The organism is Kribbella amoyensis (assembly GCF_007828865.1).
In the GTDB taxonomy this organism is placed as follows: domain Bacteria; phylum Actinomycetota; class Actinomycetes; order Propionibacteriales; family Kribbellaceae; genus Kribbella; species Kribbella amoyensis.
The window spans coordinates 144,848-161,243 of the sequence record NZ_VIVK01000001.1; the positions used below are offsets into that span (position 1 = coordinate 144,848).

A 16,396-nucleotide genomic window follows, 5' to 3' on the forward strand; every position below is an offset into this window, starting at 1 on the left:
GACCGTGAAACCAGCGCAACCACCCCGGGTTCACGACAGCCGGTCACCGGTGTCCGCTAGGCTGTCCCCGGTCGACCTCTCTGGTCCCAGTGCGCCCCCGTAGCTCAGGGGATAGAGCGTCGGTTTCCTAAACCGTGCGTCGCAGGTTCGAATCCTGCCGGGGGCACCAAACAATGTGGGCCCTGACCAGGCAAAACGTCCCGGGCCTTCCTTCGAAGGCTCGAGACGTGTACCCAAAGATGCACCCCGTCCGGAGGCAGTGTGGACGGGCGCCACGTTGGCTCGGGTCAGGGACGGGCGCCACGTTGGCTCGGGTCAGGGGCGGGGGACTGAGTGCCAGGCCAGTTCGGTGACGGTGCCGTTGGGGGCGACGTTGTTCAGGCTTACGCGTACCGAGGTGGCGCCGCCTACCACGTCGGCGTTCACGTACAGGTGGACCTCCTCGACCTTGCTGTAGCAGGTCACTTGGCTGTAGGTGGTGTCGAGGAGCTTCGAACCGCTGTAGCTCTTGGCGATCGTCTGACGGCAGCCGCTCGTCTCCAACGCCCGCTGGACGCCGTCGACCATCGCCGCCCGGTTGTAGAACGTGATCGTCCCCTTGGTGTAGGTGGCGCCGTAGGGTGCCTCGTAGGGGGCAGTCGGGTAGGCCGTCGAAGCTGCCTGGGCGGTTCCGGCGACGGTCGTGAGGATCGCGAGCAATCCGGTACCAGCGGCAAGAGACTTACGCATCGAGTCCTGCTCCTTCGAGTCGTCCAGCACATCGTCGGAGGGATTCTGCCTCGTCGCCCCGTGCCACAGAACCCCTTTGCAGCTTCTGGCAGCAGGGCGATCAGCTGGGTGGACCTACGCCTACTCCCAGGCGAAGCCGTCGGGCCGAAGTCAGGGGGCGCTCTGGGGTGGCTGCGGGGATGTCGAGACCGGTTTCTGTCCCTTTTGCATCAGGGCCGCCAGCGCGCCGGAGCCGGTGACGGCGAGGTAGGACGAGAGGACGGCGACGGCTACCGGGGCGAGTTGGAGTACCCCGATCTGGGTCGTGAGGGCGGCCAGGACGATCAGGGAGAACGGGGCCGCGATGAGCGCGCCGAGGATGGCGGCGAACATCGTGGCGAACGCGAGCCCTTCGGGGATGCCCGGGATCAGCAGGTGGGTGGCGACGCCGGCGGTACCTCCGATGAACAACATCACCAGGATCGGGCCGCCGATGAAGCCGGTCGACTCGCAGATCGCGAAGGTCAGCATCTTGACGAACAGGACCGCAAGGACCAGGCCGGTTCCGAGTGCCGCTCCGTCGTCGATCACGGTCTTGAGTTGATCGGTTCCGGTGAACATCGTCAGCGGCAGAGCGACTCCGATCAGGCCGAAGGCGATCCCGCCGAGGGTGGAGCGAAGGATCGTCCGCTCGGCCAGCGGAGCGGTGAGCCTCTTCATCAGTCCGGCCACCGCGAGATGCACCAGCGCGAGTACCCCGGCGGCGAGACCGAGGGGAACGGCCGCGGCGAGCTGCCAGTTCTCGTACTCGAAGGCCGGCAGTTGGTAGATGTCGACGAAGGTGCTTCCCGCGATCGGGTAGTAGACCGCGAACGCCACCGTCGAGGACACCAGCGCCGCGATCAGGGTGTCGCCGAGGCGCGCGAGCTTCGGGCGTGCGACCTCGAGTACCAGGCTGGTGGCGAGGATCGGGGACGACAACAGGCCGCCGAACGCTGCCGAGATTCCGCTGAGCGTGTTCGTCGCGGTGGCCTCGGCGTCCAGCTTTCGGCGGACCGACAGCCAGCTCCCGAACCCGCCGCCCAGCTTCCCCAGCGCGTCCTCGGGTCCGAGGCTCGCTCCACCGACCAGCGACACTATCGAGACGGCGACCGCCTGCAGGACCGTCGGCGGCTCGACCCGCTCGTCCCGGAGCTCCTGGATCGTGCCGGGCAGCTTGGCCGGGACCCGGAGCACGCGCCGCAGTACGCCGACGAGCACCCCGGCGGCTCCGGTCACCGCCACCCACCAGAGGTGGCCGGAGAACCAGTCCGGGTTCGCCGGCAGGGTGAACCAGAGCTCCGTGCCCCCTTGGACCAGCCCGAGGAAGACCAGCGCGATAACGGCGAGGACGACCCCGAACAGCGCCGCATAGCCGATGTTCGTCCAGAACCCGCGGGATCGGTTCAGCGCCACGAAACCGGGAGTTGATTCTGTTTCCCTGCTCACCCTCCACACGATCTGGGCGGGCGAGGACGTTCGCATCCTCCGCCCGGAGTGATTCGGCGGCCACTCGCGGCGGCTTGGTGGGCTCGGTCAGTCGTTGAGCAGGCCACGCAGGGCGAGGTCGGCGACTGCTCGTAGTTGTTCGCGGGTGCGGCCGGCCGCTGCTTGGACGGCGATACCGTCGGTGAGAGTGTGGACGAGCTGAGCCAGGGTTGCGGCGTTCGTTCCTTGGGGTAGATCGGGCGCCTTTTCGAGGCGGCGACGCAAGGCTGCCTCGCCGATCTCGCGTCGGCGGACCGCGTCGTCACGGACAGGCCTGGCGTCGGGACCGCAAGCGTGCACGCTTTTCACGGTGAGACAGCCGCGCGGGGTGTCCTTGCCGGCGACGAGTTCGATAGTGCCGAACACAAGACGTTCGACGACGCCGCGGATGGTGGGCTCGTCGAGTGCGTCGACCGCAAACGCACCGGGGCTCGCGAAGTAGCGGTCGAGCACCTTCGCGAAGAGTTGCTCCTTGTTGCCGAAGACCGCGTACAGGCTGGGCTTGTTGATGCCCATCGTGGCGGTGAGTTCGGCGAGCGAGGTGCCTTCGTATCCCTGCTGCCAGAACAGTTCCAGCGCGCGGTCGAGCGCCGTGTCGGGATCGAACGACCGCGGGCGTCCGCCGGGCATCGCCACCTCCGCAGATTTGTACCTAACGGTACTTTACCTCTTGCGCGAACCTGGTGCGGTCCAGTTGAATACCAATCGGTACAAATCAGGAGAGGGCGGGCAATGATCAGAGTCGGCGTCGTCGGAGCCAGCGGTTGGGCGTCGGGTACGCACTTGCCCGCGCTCACCCATCTGCCGCAGTTCCGGGTGACCGCGGTTGCGACCACCAATCAGGCCAGCGCCGACCGCGTGGCCAAGGAGTACGGCGTTCCCTATGCGCTGTCCGAAACCGAGGCGCTGGCCGGCCATCCCGAGGTCGACCTGGTCGTCGTGGCCGTGAAGGCACCGGCGCACGCCGGGGTCATCAACGCTGCCCTCAAGCACGGCAAGCACGTCGTGTCGGAGTGGCCGCTGGGTGTGGATGTCGAGCAGGCTCGCGCCCTGGTGGAGATGGCCGAGGCGGCCGCTGTCCAGCATGCGGTGGTCCTTCAAGGCCATCACTCACCCGACGCACGCTTCGTGGCGGATCTGGTCGCCGACGACCGGATCGGCCGGCTCGACGTGGTGATCATGGTCGCCGACGGCGATCCGTTCGGGGGCGCGACGATCCCAGCCGAACTCGCCTGGTCCCTGGAGCCGTCCGGTGGCACCTCGATTCTGCCGATCATGGCTGGACACTTCCTGGCCACGCTGGAACGTATCGCCGGGCCGCTCGCCGAGGTCCGAGCGCGCCTGCCACGCGCCGGCGAGTACGTGCGGGTCGCGGGCACGGGAGAAGACGTCGTCAACCACAACCCGCGCCACGTGCTTCTCGCGGGCACCTGGCCGGGGGCGCCGAGGTTTCTGTTGCCGTCCTTGGCGGAGACCGTCCGAGCCGGATCGGATTCTCCATCGAACTCGTGGGCGCCAAGGGACAGTTGACGATCACCCCCAAACATCGCGGGGCGTACATGCATTGGACGGACTGGGATCTGGAGCTCGACGGCGAGCCCATCACGGTGCCGGACCGCTACTACACCGCACCACCCGGAATCCCCGTCGGCCCGGCGGCACGGATCGCGGCGCTCTACCAGGAGTTCGCCCACGCGCTCGAGGAGAAGCGGCGAGCCCGCCCCGACTTCTTCGACGCCTTGCGACTGCACAATCTCCTTGCCGCCACCCAACGATCGGCGGCGACCGGCACAGCGGAGGTCTTGCTCTCCGAGGATCCGGTGCGGACAAGGCCGGCTTCGTGACGGGCGACGAGGTTCGGCGTCACTGCGCGCGGTAGGCGTCGCGGGCTTCCAGGGCGGTGGTGAAGTAGTGGTCGGCGCCGATCTTTTCGGTGAGGCCGAAGTGGTCGAGTTGCCGGCGGACGTCTTCGTTGGCTGCTGCTACCGCGAAGACGATGCCGCGTTGTTTCAGGCGGTCGGCCAGTTCAAGCAAGGTTTGGGCGCCGGTGTAATCGACGTCGTCGATGGCGTCGGCCTCGAGGACCAGCCAGCGGGGCGGGTCGGGGACGGTGACGAGGGACATCACCTCGGCCGACAGGCGGGCCGCGTTGGCGTAGAAGATGCCGACGCCGAAGCGGTAGATGACGAGGCCTGGTTCGGTCGTCCTGCCGGGTGCCGCCTTCGTCAGCTTCATCTGGCCGCGTTCGTCCCAGGTCAGGACGGTGTCGTGAGGGGCGTAATGGCGTCTGACGTGGGCGACGAGGGACAGGAACATCGCGAGCACGATGCCTTGCTCGACGCCGACCATGACCACGACCACCGTGGTCAGGACCGCGACCCAGAACTCGTCGCGGCGCAGGGCGTACACCTTGCGCAGACTGTTGACCGCGATCAGCTTGAGGCCGATCAGGAACACGACGGTCGAGAGCACCGCGTTCGGCAGATATTGGAGTGGTTCGGTGAGGAGCAGGAGGACGATCGCGACCACGGCCGCCGTGGTCAGTTGGGCGACCTGGGTGCGGCTCTTCGCCTCGTCGACCATCTCGGTCTTGGTCGGGCTGCCGTTGACGACGAAGGTCCCGGTGAAGCCGGCCGTGACGTTCGCGAGTCCGAGGCCGAAGAGGTCGGTGTTCTCCTCGAAGCGGTCACCGTACTTGTCGGCGTACGCGCGGGAGGTGGCCGCGCTCTGGGCCAGGATCACGAAGAACATCGAGAGCGCGGTCGGCAGCAGGCGTACCGCGTCGGTCCAGCTCACGCCGCTCGGCAGGCCGATGCTCGGGAAGCCGCTCGGGACCGGGCCGAGGACCGCGATGTCGTGCGCCTGGAATTCGAGGGTCCAGCTCAGCGCGATCATCCCGACCACGGCGGCGAGACCCGCCGGAACCACCTTCACCCAGCGCCCGAACACGACCAGGACCGCGAGCGTGGCCGCCGAGACGAGCGCCGTCTGCCACGAGGCGGCGTCGACGTCGGCCAGGGTCTTGACCAGCTTGGTCAGGTCGCCGCTGAAGAACGCGCTGTCTGCTCTCTTCTTCGGGATCCCCAGCATCCCGCCGATCTGCCCGGCCGCCACCTGGAACCCGACACCGGCCAGGAACCCGATCAGGACCGTCCGGGAGAGGAAGTCGGCCAGGAAGCCGAGCCGCGCGACCCGCGCCAGCCACAGCAGCCCGCCGGCCAGCAATGCGCTCAGCCCGGCGAGACTCACCCACTCCGGTGAGGCCGGCTGCACACTCGACATGCCGAGCGCGGCGATCCCGGCGTACATGACCGCGGCGGTGGCCGAATCGGCCCCGACCACCAGGTGCCGCGAGGAGCCGAACACGGCGAACGCGACGACCGGGATCAGCATCGTGTACAACCCGGTGATCACCGGCATCCCGGCGATCTCCGTGTACGCCATCACCTCCGGGATCGCGAGCGCCGCCAGCGTGATCCCGGCGACCACGTCCCGCCGGAGCCAGGCCCGGCGGTACGGCCGGATTCCCTCGAACAGCGTGATGTACCGGCGGTTCCGGAGGTTCTTCGGCAACATCCCGGCCGCCCGATGTCGCGGTCAGAACAGCGTCGGGACTGACCTGGGGGACGTGCTCGGCTCGACGTAGCCGGCGCGTTCCTGGCGCTCCGGGAGTTCGATGTCGCGCGGGACCAGCGGCGTGTACGGGATCTGGCTCAGCAGGTGGTTGATCAGGTTGAGCCGGCCGCTCTTCTTGTCGTCGGTGTGCACGACGTGCCAGGGCGCCCAGGCGGTGTCGGTCGCGGCGAACATCGCGTCCCTGGCCCGCGAGTAGTCGAACCAGCGGCTGTAGGACAAGAGGTCCATGTCGGACAGCTTCCAGATCTTCCGCGGGTCCTCGATCCGGCTCTCCAGCCGCCGCGTCTGTTCCTCCGGGCCGACCTCGAGCCAGTACTTGAGCAGCAGGATGCCCGAGTCGACCATCGCCTTCTCGACGGACGGCACCTGTTCGAGGAACCGGTCGGTCTCGTGCGGCGTGCAGAAGCCCATCACCCGCTCGACGCCCGCCCGGTTGTACCAACTGCGGTCGAAGATCACCACCTCGCCCGCGGCCGGAAGATGCGGCACGTACCGCTGCAGGTACATCTGCGACTTCTCCCGCTCCGTCGGCGCGGGCAGGGCGACGACCCGGAACACCCGAGGGCTGACCCGCTCGGTGATCCGCTTGATCGTGCCTCCCTTGCCCGCGGTGTCCCGGCCCTCGAACACGACGCAGACCTTCGCGCCGGAGGACTTGATCCACTCCTGCAGGGCGACGAGCTCGCCGTGCAGCCGCCGCAGCTCCGGTTTGTACTCGCTGTTCTTCATGTCAGCCCCGGGTGTCGCCCGCGCCGAACGGACGGGACACCCGGCCCCTTCTGGCTCGACGATCGATCCCCGGCCGCGGGCCGGCATCCTCCGAACCGGGTGACACCTGCCGGATCACGGGAGGAGTTTGCACTGACAAACCGGCTCAAGTGTTCCTAGTGCCCCGGGGACGAGCGGGATAGGGAGGTTTTCCGATGTCCCGGCCCACCTCAGAGGCGCAGGGTCGAGGCTGCAAGGAAGCCGCCCAGCGCCTGGAGGAAATGGATGCCGACGACCGACGCCGAGACGGCGGGGCCGCCGCGGTTCCGGGATGCGCTGCGCGGGTTGCCGGCCCGGGTCTGGATCATCAGTCTCGGGATCCTGGTCAACCGGGTCGGCAACTTCCTCCCGGTCTTCATCGTCCTGTACCTGACCGGGCGCGGGTACTCCGCCGGGGCCGCGGGGTTCGTGCTGGGGGTGTCCGGCCTCGGCAACGTGCTCGGCAACGCCGTCGGCGGCTCCCTGACGGACCGGATCGGCCGGCGCTGGACCATCGTGCTCTCCGCGGTACCGACCGCCGGGCTGACCGCGATCGTGCCGTTCGCCGGACCGTTCCCGGTCATCGTCACGGTGGTCGGCCTGATCGGCGTGACCTCGCAGATCTACCGGCCGGCCGCGGCCGCGGTCCTGGTGGACTCCGTGACGACCGACCAGCAGCGGCTCGCCGCGTTCGCGGTGTTCCGGTTCGCGATGAACATCGGTGCCGCGCTGGGTGGCGTCATCGGCGGAATGCTGGCGAGCACGTCGTACGTCGAACTCTTCCTCGGCAACGCCGCCGCCTGTCTGCTGTTCGGCGTGGTCATCGCGATCCTGCTCCGGGACGCGCCGCAGTCCAAGACCGGAACGGGCGCTCCCGCAGAGGACGAGGCGAAGGCGGGGTACCGGCAAGCACTCCGCGATCGAGCCCTCCTGCGGTTCCTGGTGATGACCCTGATCGCCGAGTTCGTCTACATCCAGTCCACCGTCGGCCTGCCCCTGCACGTCAGCGACGTCGGGTTGAGCGCGCGCGACTTCGGCCTGCTCATCGGGCTCAACGGTCTCGTGGTGCTCGCCCTGGAACTCCCCATCACCGGCCTGGTCTCCCGGTACCGGCTGGAGTACGTCCTTGCTGTCGGCAACCTCCTGATCGGGATCGGGCTCGCCCTGACCGGGTTGACGACCACGATGACCCTGTTGGCGATGACGGTGCTGCTGTGGACGTTCGGCGAGATGATGTCCAGCTCCGTCGCGAACGCGTACCTGGCCGGCCTGACCCCACCCCGGATGGTCGGGCGGTACCAGGGCCTGTACTTCACCGCGTACACGGCCGGTACCGGAGCCGGCCCCCTCATCGGCGGCAGCGTGTACGCCCTTGGCCCCTGGGCACTGTGGATCCTCGTCGCCGCGGCAGGGATCCTCGCCGCATACCTCTGCCTGCCACGGCGCCGCGGTCGTCTCAGCCGAGCCCGATGGACTGGTGTTCAGGGTCGATGACGGCGACGACGCGGACCTGGTCGGGGCTGTCGAGGACTCGGCGTACTGCGGGGTCGAGCATGGCGGTACTCCTTTCAGCGAGCGTTGTCGGTGCGCCAGGCGACGTAGTCGGCAACGGCCTTGGTGAGGTCGTACGCGGGGGTGAATCCGGTGTCCTCGGTGAGCCTGGTGATGTCGAGGTACGGGTTGTCGCCCGGGCTGGTCCGGCCCGGAATCAGGTCAAGGTGGTACCCGGCCGCCGCCAGCGCTTCGGCGAACTCGCGGTTCGTGTAGGGGCGGCCGCTGGAGACGTTGTACGTGTCGTACCGCAGGGTCGGCGCCGTGGTCAGCAAGGCGATCGCGCGACCCGCGTCGGGCGCGTAGCAGCTGTCGCCGCCGTCGTCCGCGGACAACGGCTGCGGTGACTCCCCACGGAGTACGGCGCTGAGGTACGGCGGGAAGTAGAAGAACTGTGATTCCGGGTCGACCAGCGGGCCCCAGATCGTGCCGATGCGCAGGACCACCGGTTGTACGCCGGTCCCCTGCAGGCTGTGCGTGGTCAGCGGTTCCACGGCCTTCTTGTACGCGATGATCAGGTGCGGCAGCTCCGCGGTCGGCAGCGCGAGCCCTTCGTGCCAAGGGATCTCGCCCTGGCCGAGGTACACGCCGAGGCTGCTCGCGACGGCGAACCGGCGGACACCCCAGGTCCGCGCGGCGTCGAGCGCGTTGAGCAGGCCGGCCAGGTCCGTCCGGAAGAAGTCGACCGGACTCCCGGCCGGGATCGAGCCGGCCAGGTGGACGATCTCGGTCACGGCGTACCGATCGGCGAGGGCGAGGAACGCGGCGCGGTCGGTGACGTCGAGGGACTCCACGGCGACCCGGCCGGCCAGGAACGACGGGACCTCGGCGCGCCGGTGGGACGTGACCACCACCTCGTGGCCGAGCTCGACGAGGGCGCGGGCCGTGTGGGCGCCGATCATGCCGAGGCCGCCGGTGACGAGGATCATCGGAGCACCTCGTAGTGGAGGTGGGTGACGCCAGGGGCCGGGATCACCTCGATCAGGCGCAGCCGGACGTGCTTCGGGACCTCCTGGAAGAAGCTGCGGCCACCGCCGAGCAGGATCGGGACCTGGTGCAGGATCACCTCGTCGACCAGGTCGGCGGCCAGCGCCGACGTCAGCGCGCCGCCACCCATGATCGCGACATCCTTGTCCCCGGCAACCTTGCGGGCCGCCGCGACCGCGTCCTCGATGCCCGTGGTGACCAGCGTCTGCTGCTCGCTGATCCCGGCCACCGGCCCGTGGCTGAGGACGAACAGCGGCGCCGTCGGATGCGGTGCGCCGCCGCCGAAGTTGCTGGAGTGCTGGTACGTGGTACGGCCGGCGACCGTCGCTCCGACCCGGCTCGCGGCAGCGTCGAAGAAGCGGGCGCTCGGCTCGCTCAGCTTGAACCCGTTGAACGTCTCGCTCGGGGTGTCGCCGTCCATGTACCAGTCGAAGAGCATCGGGGCGTCGCCGAGACCGCGGCCGAACTCCTCCACGCCGTCGGGGGTCCGCCCGCTGATGTAGCCGTCGACCGAGACGGCGTGGGCGCTCAGGACCTTGCTCATCGTTCTCCTCAGTTCTGTTCAGATGGCTTGCGGGAAGTCGAAGAAGCGATCCGGGTCGTACGTCCGCTTGACCACTCTCAGCCGTGCGAGGTTGCCCGCGTGGTACGCCGTGGGACCGTCGTCGAGTGCGGCGTCGGGGAAGTTGGGATAGACGCGTCCCGATCCGTCGCGGTGAGCGATCGCCCAGGACGCGTCGATCCAGGGATCGTCCGTGGAACCGACGTGATCGAGCAGGAAGCGTTCGTTGCGATGGGCAAACGCCGTGGCGTCCTCGGCGACCCGGTTGTACGCCCCGCCCATCGCCGTGAAGCTGAGCTCCCGGCGGCTCTTGCTCGGCGTCCCCACCTCGGCGAGCAACGACGCCGCATCGCTCAGGGGTCGCGAGAAGAACTCGGACCTCGATCGCATCACGCGCTCCTCCGGCGGGTCGGAGAAGCTGCTCTTCAAACGGTGGTACGGCATCGCCGGGACCAGGTCGACCTGATCGACCAGCTCCCGCAGCAACGCGCGGGTGGCGGTTTCGTTCAGCAGACTGGCACCGAAGAGCCTGGTGCGCAGCGGCTCACCTGGCTCGGCGATCAAGGCGAGATCGACGGTGAGTTCGTCGGGCGCGTCCGGGGCCCAGGTCTGCCAGGCCGCGACGAGTTGCTCGACGTCATCTCGCGGGTACGCCTCGATCCGGCACGCCGTCGGCTCGGCGATGGTGGCGAACCGCAACGACGTGACCACGCCGAACTGTCCACCTCCCGCGCCCCGAAGCGCCCAGAACAACTCGGCCTCGTGGTCCTCGTCGCACTCCACGATGCGACCGTCCGCGAGTACGACCTGCGCCCTGACCAGGCGATCGCACGTCAGCCCGTACTTCCGGCCGATCAACCCGATCCCGCCGCCGAGAGTGAGCCCGGTGATGCCGACTGTGGCACCGCACCCGGCCGGGAGCGCACGGCCCGCGGAATGGAGTCCCGAGTACACCTCAGCCAGGCGGGCGCCGGCTCCGATCGTGGCGATCCCGTCGGGGTCCACCGAGAGACCGTTGAGGTTGGAGAGGTCGAGCACGACCCCGTCGGTCGACGAACGGCCTGCGAAGCAATGCCCGCCACCCCGCGGTACAAGGCGGAGGTTGCTGCTTCTCGCGGAGGAGATCGCGCGCACCACGTCGGCGACCGAGGCGCACCGCACGACGTATTGCGGCCGGACGTCGCCGTACCTGGGGTCGACCGGCCGACGAACCAGGTCGTAGCCCGGCGATTCAGGGCTGTACAGCTCGCCGTCGAGCAGGTCCAAGTCGGTCACGAGGACGAACTTACGAGCACCGGGCCGGCGGCTTCTTGAACGAATCGCGCACGCTCAGACGCGAAGCGGCGGCCTACTCCGTCCGGCGAGGAACGGCCGGTAGGAGGCGGAGTGCTCGTGCCCGCAGAGGCACTGGTCCCCGCTGCCGCCGAGCAACTGCCGAGGCGTGAGCCCGGTCAGACGGAGACATTCCCGGCTGAGATGCGCCTGGTCCGAGTACCCCGCGTCGATCGCGAGCCCTGCCATCCCGTCCGCACCGCGTCGCCCCGTCGATCGCGCTCCCGCTTGCGCCAAGGCGAGGAACCCCTGGAACCGGAGAGTGCGCTGCAGGACCTTGGGAGTCACCCCGATCGTCTGCAGACAGCGGCGACGCAGCTGGCTGGCGGAGAGCGCGAGGTGTGTGGCCAGGTTGTCGATGTTCACCGGATGCCAGGGCATCAACGCCTGTACCGCTTCACCCATCAGCGGGTCGACCGGGGTGGTCCGGCGGTACTCGTGGAGGAGGTGGTTCTGGAGTGCGGCGAGGGCCAGTTCGGGGGACTTGGCGAGCGCCATCGCCTCGACGAGCTGAGCCGACGGCCAGAGATCGGTGAGGTCGATGCGCTGGTCCACGAGGTCGTCGAGCATCACGGGCAACGGGGGTGCGGTCCCCGGATGGAACCGGACGCCGACGATCGTGGTGTGCGGCGGGACCACCTCGACCTCGGGTCCGGTCAGCGGTCCGACCAGTTGCGGTGAGCCGCCGAGGGGGCAATGCAGTTCGACGCCGCCGGTCGGAAGATTCCGCTGCACGTACGCCGTAGCCGCGGTGCGCTGAATCCAAACCGTCCGCACCACACCCGCGAGCCCAGGCACAGGCGGACTCTCGACATAAGCCTCGGCGACACCCACCCTCGCACTGAACAACCGCCCCCTGCCCACCGTCAAGCCCAGGTCGATCTCTGGAGCTCTTGTCGTTGGTTCTTGCTCGCTGGCGCCTTGTTGGACGACTGACCTGCTACAACACGCCAGGCGCACAACAACCCGCTACCCGCGTCGTGGCCCACCGCACCGCGCCACCTCTTGATCAGCCGAAGGACTCCGGGCCGAAGCGCCCCCACGCCACCAGCGCGGCGAGTCCGAGGATGGTCAGGTTCGCCACGATCGGCGGGTGCTCGTGCCGGCGGAGATGGGTGATGCCCGCGCCGATCATCAGCAGCACCACGCCGACGGCGGCCAGCGGGACGAGGATCGGGGCGACGCCGAGGGTCGCGGGCAGGATCAGGCCGAGCGCGGCGAGGAGTTCGACGGCGCCGATCGCCTTGACCGTACCGGGATCGAAGTCCTCGGCGAATCCGAAGCCCGCGGCGACCAGCTTGTCCTTCGGCTGGATCAGCTTCACGGTGCCGCCGGCGAGAAACGCAGCGGCGAGTAGGCCTGCGATGATCCACAGTGCGAGGTTCATGGGGTCTTCCTGTTCACGCGAAACGGTCGTCGGTCGGCAGTACGACGGCGCAGCTCGGCGGAATGTCAGGCGGCCTCACAGTTCGGACGGCGGTTTCGTCGGGAGGGGCGAGGGCACCTGCGAGCAGAGGGAACACGATGACCAGAGGATCCGACGAACCCGGCCTGGCCGCGATCATGAGTGAGCGGCGCCAGCTGATCAACCTGGCCTACCGCATGCTCGGCTCGCTGGCCGAGGCGGAGGACGTGGTCCAGGAGACGTACGCCCGCTGGTACGCGATGTCCCGGCCGCAGCAGGAGGCGATCGCGTCGCCCGGTGCCTGGCTGACGACCGTGGCGAGCCGGATCTGCCTCGACGTGCTCGGCTCGGCGCGGGCACGACGGGAGCGGTACGTCGGTGAGTGGATCCCCGAGCCGCTGCCCGACCGGACCGAGCTGGCCACGTCCGGCAGCACCGTGGACCCGGCCGATCGCGTCACCCTGGACGAGTCGGTGAACATGGCGTTCCTGGTCGTGCTGGAGGCGATGACCCCGGCCGAGCGGGTCGCGTTCATCCTGCACGACGTGTTCCGGTACCCGTTCGCCGAAGTGGCCGAAATCGTCGGGCGGACGCCGGCCGCGTGCCGTCAGCTGGCCTCGTCGGCGCGGCGGCGGCTGGGCGGGTCGGAGGGTCCGGTGACCGTGACCCCGACCGCCGAGCAGGCCGGGATCGTCCGGGACTTCAAGCAGGCCTGGGAAGCCAAGGACATCGAGGCCCTGATCGGTCTGCTCGATCCGGACGCCACCGCGGTCGCCGACGGCGGCGGCGTGGTCAGCGCGTACCTCGACCCGATCGTGGGCGCCGGTGGAATCGCGCGCGCGTTCGTGGACATCGTCAGCGGCGCCCCCGACCTGCGGATCCGGGAACGCGTCGTGAACGGTCAGCCCGGACTCACTGCCGAGCTCGACGGCGTCACCGTCGTGGTGATCGCGTTCGACGTCACCGGCGAGCGGATCCGGCGGATCTGGGCGGTCCGCAACCCGGAGAAGTTGCGCCCCTGGCTCGGGAGCTGAGCCGTCTACGATGACCCGATGACTTCGGGGCCGGACCACCGTCAACAGGAATTGCTGGATCGCTGGCTCCCCGGGGCCGAGGTGGTGCACAACCACAGTTGGGGCCTGGTCGGCACCACTGTGCTCGAGCTCTTCCACGAAGGCGCGCGGTACATCGCCAAGGCCGGCGACGAGCGCGACACCCATATCGCGCGCGAACTCCGGGCCCATCGCCGCTGGCTCACCCCGTGGACGACGCTGGGCCGCGCACCCGAGTTGGTCGAGGGCGACGACGACGCCAAGTTGCTCGTGACGCGGTACCTCCCTGGGGTCCTGGTCGAGGGCAACGAGGCCGAGCAGGTGGCCGATACCTACCGCCAGGCCGGGGAACTCCTTGCGTTGCTGCACGCGCAGTTCGCGGTCGAGGACGCGGAATTCGAGGCACGGGCGCAGGCACAGTCGCTGGCCTGGTTGGACAAACCGCACCGGATCGCGCCCGACCTCACCGACCGGCTCCGCGCGGAGGTGGCGTCCTGGCCGACGCCGCCGGCCACCCTCGTTCCGACGCACGGTGACTGGCAACCGCGGAACTGGTTGACCGACGACGGCGTCGTGACCGCGATCGACTTCGGCCGGGCGGATCTGCGGCCCGCGATGGTGGACTTCGCCCGGCTCGCGGTCCGCCAGTTCCGGCTCGACCCTGCGTTCGAGGCCGCGTTCCTGGCCGGGTACGGCGCGGATCCGCGGGACGGCGCGGCCTGGTACCGGCATCGGGTCCGGGAGGCGATCGGGACCACGGCCTGGGCGTACCAGGTCGGCGACGAATCCTTCGAGCAGCAGGGGCACCGGATGATCGCCGAGGTGCTCAGCTAGGCAGTTCGACCACCACGTGCGGCGCGAGTGCCTGAAGGAAGTCGGCCGCGTCGAACATCGCACCGGCCGACGCCACGCCCGTCGTCCGCGTCTTCCCGGCCAGGATCCGCTGGACCGCCTCCACCGCCAACGGCGCGGTGACCGCGTAGATGTCCTGACCACGGGCCGTCGCACGCCGAACCACGTCACCGGCACGGACGACCACGTCCACCACGAACGTCTGGTCGGACCGGCGGTCGTCGTCCACCGCTGTCGGTGCCGGGGTATCCGCGTCGGCGAGGTCCCGGGCCGCCTCGACCGCCATGTACGTGCGGACCTCGGGTACGTCCAGGTGGCTCGGCACCGTCACCACGTCCGCCATCGAGAACTCCGCGATCACGGCCCGCCGGCCCAGCGGTTCGGGGAAGTCCCAGTCCTCCTCGGACGCCTTGTCGTCGTGGTACTCGAGCACGCCGCCCGAGTACCGAACCCGGCGACCGGCCCGGCGTTCGTGCGACACCGCACCGGCGACCCGAGTACCGGCCGTGGGGTGCCAGCTGCTCAACCCGTAGGCCACGTGGACCTCGTCGGCTGCGGTCCACTCCCCCATCGCCGCGGTGACCAACAGGTCGCCGAGTCCGCCGAAGAACGCCATCGCCGGGACGACCGTCGTCCCCGCGTCCGCATACTCGGCGAACGTGCCCGCGTTCGCCTCGATCTCGGCCGCGACGTCGACGTACGGGATCCCCGCGCGGGCCGCCGCCTCGATCACCGGGCCCGCGGTGACCGCGAACGGGCCGGCGCAGTTCACGACCGCGGCCGCGCCGTCGAGCGCCCGGTCCAGGGACGCCGGGTCGTCGACCGACGCCGCGCGCACCTCGACCTCGCCCCACTCCGCGGCGAGCTCGGCCAGCCGGGCCGCGTTCCGGCCGGAGACGACAGTGGGGATGCCCCGCGCCAGCAACTCCGCGACGACGAACCGGCCCGTGTGTCCGGTCGCTCCGTAGACCACCACTGCACCCATTGCTGCTCCTCGTTCTCGCTGTCCCGCTGACACCTCGAGTCTGGCCGCGGGAGGCGCTGAAGCGTGATGGTCCGAAACGACACCATGCGTACACTTTCGGACATGCACACTGTCGCCCTCGCGGCCGCCGGCCACCTGCTGCACTTCGAACTGGGCGTGGCGTACGAGATCTTCGGCAATCCCCCGCCCGACGCGCCGAGCGACTGGTACGACGTGATGCTCTGCGGCCCTGGTCCGATCCAGGTCGGGCCGTTCGTCGTCGAGCCCGACCACGGCCTGGATCGCCTGGCCACGGCCGACACCGTGATCGTGCCCGCCTGCGCGGACGTCGACGAACCGCTCCCGTCCGACCTTGTCGAAGCAGTCCGGAAGGCCCACGATGCAGGCGCGCGGATCGCCTCGCTGTGCACGGGCGCCTTCGTACTCGGTGCCGCGGGCCTGCTCGACGGTCGCCGGGCCACCACCCACTGGTCGCATACGGACGACCTGAGCGCCCGGTACCCGGAGGCCGACGTCGACCCGGACGTGCTCTACACAGACAACGGCTCCGTCCTCACCGCCGCGGGCAAGGCGGCCGCCGTCGACCTGTGCCTGCACCTGATCCACCTCGACCACGGCGCCACCCTCGCCAACTCCGTCGCTCGCCGGCTCGTCGTCCAGCCGCATCGCCCCGGCGGTCAGGCGCAGTTCGTCGCGACCCCGATCAAGGTGTCCGACGACCACCGCCTGGCCGGCGTCCTCGCCTGGGCCCAGCAGCACCTGGACCAGCCGCTGACGGTGACCGACCTGGCCCGCAAGGCGAGCACGAGCCCGCGCAACCTCGGCCGCCAGTTCCGCGCGGTGACCGGCCAGACCCCGCTGCAATGGCTGCTCACCCGACGCGTCCGCCGCGCCCAAGAGTTGCTAGAGGCAACAAACGACACGCTGGAGACCATCGCCCAGTCCACCGGCCTCGGCACGGCGACAACCCTCCGCCGACACTTCAAGAAGGTCGTCGGCCTCCCACCCGACACCTACCGCCGCACCTTCCACACCACCCCCGCCTGACCGAG

17 protein-coding genes and 1 tRNA gene are annotated in these 16,396 nt (G+C 69.4%); 7 read left to right on the forward strand and 11 right to left on the reverse strand.

Annotated elements, in window-relative coordinates; all coding sequences use genetic code 11:
• Window positions 1–93: 93 nt before the first annotated feature.
• Window positions 94–169, forward strand: a tRNA-Arg gene (locus FB561_RS00745).
• A gap of 146 nt (window positions 170–315) precedes the next feature.
• On the opposite strand, the gene FB561_RS00750 is transcribed toward FB561_RS00745, so the two are convergent.
• From FB561_RS00750 to FB561_RS00760, 3 genes are all read right to left on the reverse strand, one after another.
• On the reverse strand, window positions 316–729 hold the full coding sequence (locus FB561_RS00750) for a hypothetical protein (protein ID WP_145801928.1): 414 nt from the start codon (window positions 727–729) through the stop codon (window positions 316–318).
• 150 nt (window positions 730–879) lie between these two features.
• On the reverse strand, window positions 880–2,196 hold the full coding sequence (locus FB561_RS00755; protein WP_170284546.1) for a chloride channel protein: 1,317 nt from the start codon (window positions 2,194–2,196) through the stop codon (window positions 880–882).
• 87 nt (window positions 2,197–2,283) lie between these two features.
• Window positions 2,284–2,865 carry a TetR/AcrR family transcriptional regulator gene (locus tag FB561_RS00760; protein ID WP_145801932.1) on the reverse strand — a complete coding sequence of 194 codons (582 nt, stop codon included), beginning with the start codon at window positions 2,863–2,865 and terminating at the stop codon, window positions 2,284–2,286.
• Between the two features lie 102 nt (window positions 2,866–2,967).
• Here FB561_RS00760 and FB561_RS00765 point away from each other — a divergent pair, with 102 nt between their 5' ends.
• Both FB561_RS00765 and FB561_RS38155 read left to right on the forward strand, forming a co-directional pair.
• Window positions 2,968–3,765: a Gfo/Idh/MocA family protein gene (locus tag FB561_RS00765; protein ID WP_202880511.1), complete on the forward strand. Its 798-nt coding sequence runs from the start codon at window positions 2,968–2,970 to the stop codon at window positions 3,763–3,765.
• A complete protein-coding gene (locus tag FB561_RS38155) occupies window positions 3,762–4,079 on the forward strand; it encodes a hypothetical protein (protein ID WP_202880512.1) in 318 nt (105 codons plus the stop codon). Before FB561_RS00765 ends, FB561_RS38155 begins: the two co-directional genes overlap by 4 nt.
• A gap of 19 nt (window positions 4,080–4,098) precedes the next feature.
• Here FB561_RS38155 and FB561_RS00770 read toward each other — a convergent pair whose 3' ends face one another.
• The gene (locus FB561_RS00770; protein ID WP_145801935.1) at window positions 4,099–5,811 is read right to left on the reverse strand and encodes a SulP family inorganic anion transporter; all 1,713 of its coding nucleotides are present in this window, start codon (window positions 5,809–5,811) and stop codon (window positions 4,099–4,101) included.
• 21 nt (window positions 5,812–5,832) lie between these two features.
• A complete protein-coding gene (gene ppk2, locus FB561_RS00775) occupies window positions 5,833–6,600 on the reverse strand; it encodes a polyphosphate kinase 2 (RefSeq protein WP_202880513.1) in 768 nt (255 codons plus the stop codon).
• A gap of 264 nt (window positions 6,601–6,864) precedes the next feature.
• Between ppk2 and FB561_RS00780 the strand changes: the two genes are divergently transcribed.
• Window positions 6,865–8,112, forward strand: a complete 1,248-nt coding sequence (locus FB561_RS00780) for an MDR family MFS transporter (RefSeq protein WP_145801939.1) — start codon at window positions 6,865–6,867, stop codon at window positions 8,110–8,112.
• 74 nt (window positions 8,113–8,186) lie between these two features.
• Here FB561_RS00780 and FB561_RS00785 read toward each other — a convergent pair whose 3' ends face one another.
• The 5 genes from FB561_RS00785 to FB561_RS00805 all read right to left on the reverse strand — a co-directional run bounded on the left by FB561_RS00785 (window position 8,187) and on the right by FB561_RS00805 (window position 12,437).
• Window positions 8,187–9,098, reverse strand: coding sequence for an NAD-dependent epimerase/dehydratase family protein (locus tag FB561_RS00785; protein WP_145801941.1), 912 nt, complete (start codon window positions 9,096–9,098; stop codon window positions 8,187–8,189).
• Window positions 9,095–9,700, reverse strand: a complete 606-nt coding sequence (locus FB561_RS00790) for a dihydrofolate reductase family protein (protein WP_145801943.1) — start codon at window positions 9,698–9,700, stop codon at window positions 9,095–9,097. Before FB561_RS00790 ends, FB561_RS00785 begins: the two co-directional genes overlap by 4 nt.
• An 18-nt stretch (window positions 9,701–9,718) precedes the next feature.
• Window positions 9,719–10,993 carry an FAD-binding oxidoreductase gene (locus FB561_RS00795; protein WP_145801944.1) on the reverse strand — a complete coding sequence of 425 codons (1,275 nt, stop codon included), beginning with the start codon at window positions 10,991–10,993 and terminating at the stop codon, window positions 9,719–9,721.
• Between the two features lie 54 nt (window positions 10,994–11,047).
• Window positions 11,048–11,914 (reverse strand): helix-turn-helix domain-containing protein, encoded by an 867-nt coding sequence (locus FB561_RS00800; RefSeq protein WP_337692325.1) that lies wholly within the window; start codon window positions 11,912–11,914, stop codon window positions 11,048–11,050.
• Between the two features lie 145 nt (window positions 11,915–12,059).
• Window positions 12,060–12,437: a DoxX family protein gene (locus FB561_RS00805; RefSeq protein ID WP_145801949.1), complete on the reverse strand. Its 378-nt coding sequence runs from the start codon at window positions 12,435–12,437 to the stop codon at window positions 12,060–12,062.
• A 137-nt stretch (window positions 12,438–12,574) separates the two neighbouring features.
• Between FB561_RS00805 and sigJ the strand changes: the two genes are divergently transcribed.
• Together sigJ and FB561_RS00815 are read left to right on the forward strand one after the other, a co-directional pair.
• Entirely contained in the window at window positions 12,575–13,489 is a 915-nt protein-coding gene (gene sigJ / locus FB561_RS00810) for an RNA polymerase sigma factor SigJ (RefSeq protein WP_145801952.1), read from the forward strand.
• An 18-nt stretch (window positions 13,490–13,507) separates the two neighbouring features.
• The gene (locus FB561_RS00815; RefSeq protein ID WP_145801954.1) at window positions 13,508–14,341 is read left to right on the forward strand and encodes a phosphotransferase; all 834 of its coding nucleotides are present in this window, start codon (window positions 13,508–13,510) and stop codon (window positions 14,339–14,341) included.
• Here the strand turns inward: FB561_RS00815 and FB561_RS00820 are convergent.
• Window positions 14,334–15,344 carry a saccharopine dehydrogenase NADP-binding domain-containing protein gene (locus FB561_RS00820; RefSeq protein WP_145801956.1) on the reverse strand — a complete coding sequence of 337 codons (1,011 nt, stop codon included), beginning with the start codon at window positions 15,342–15,344 and terminating at the stop codon, window positions 14,334–14,336. The two genes, FB561_RS00815 and FB561_RS00820, sit on opposite strands and share 8 nt — an antisense overlap.
• A gap of 102 nt (window positions 15,345–15,446) precedes the next feature.
• Here FB561_RS00820 and FB561_RS00825 point away from each other — a divergent pair, with 102 nt between their 5' ends.
• Window positions 15,447–16,391: a helix-turn-helix domain-containing protein gene (locus tag FB561_RS00825; protein WP_145801958.1), complete on the forward strand. Its 945-nt coding sequence runs from the start codon at window positions 15,447–15,449 to the stop codon at window positions 16,389–16,391.
• The last annotated feature ends 5 nt before the right edge of the window (window positions 16,392–16,396 follow it).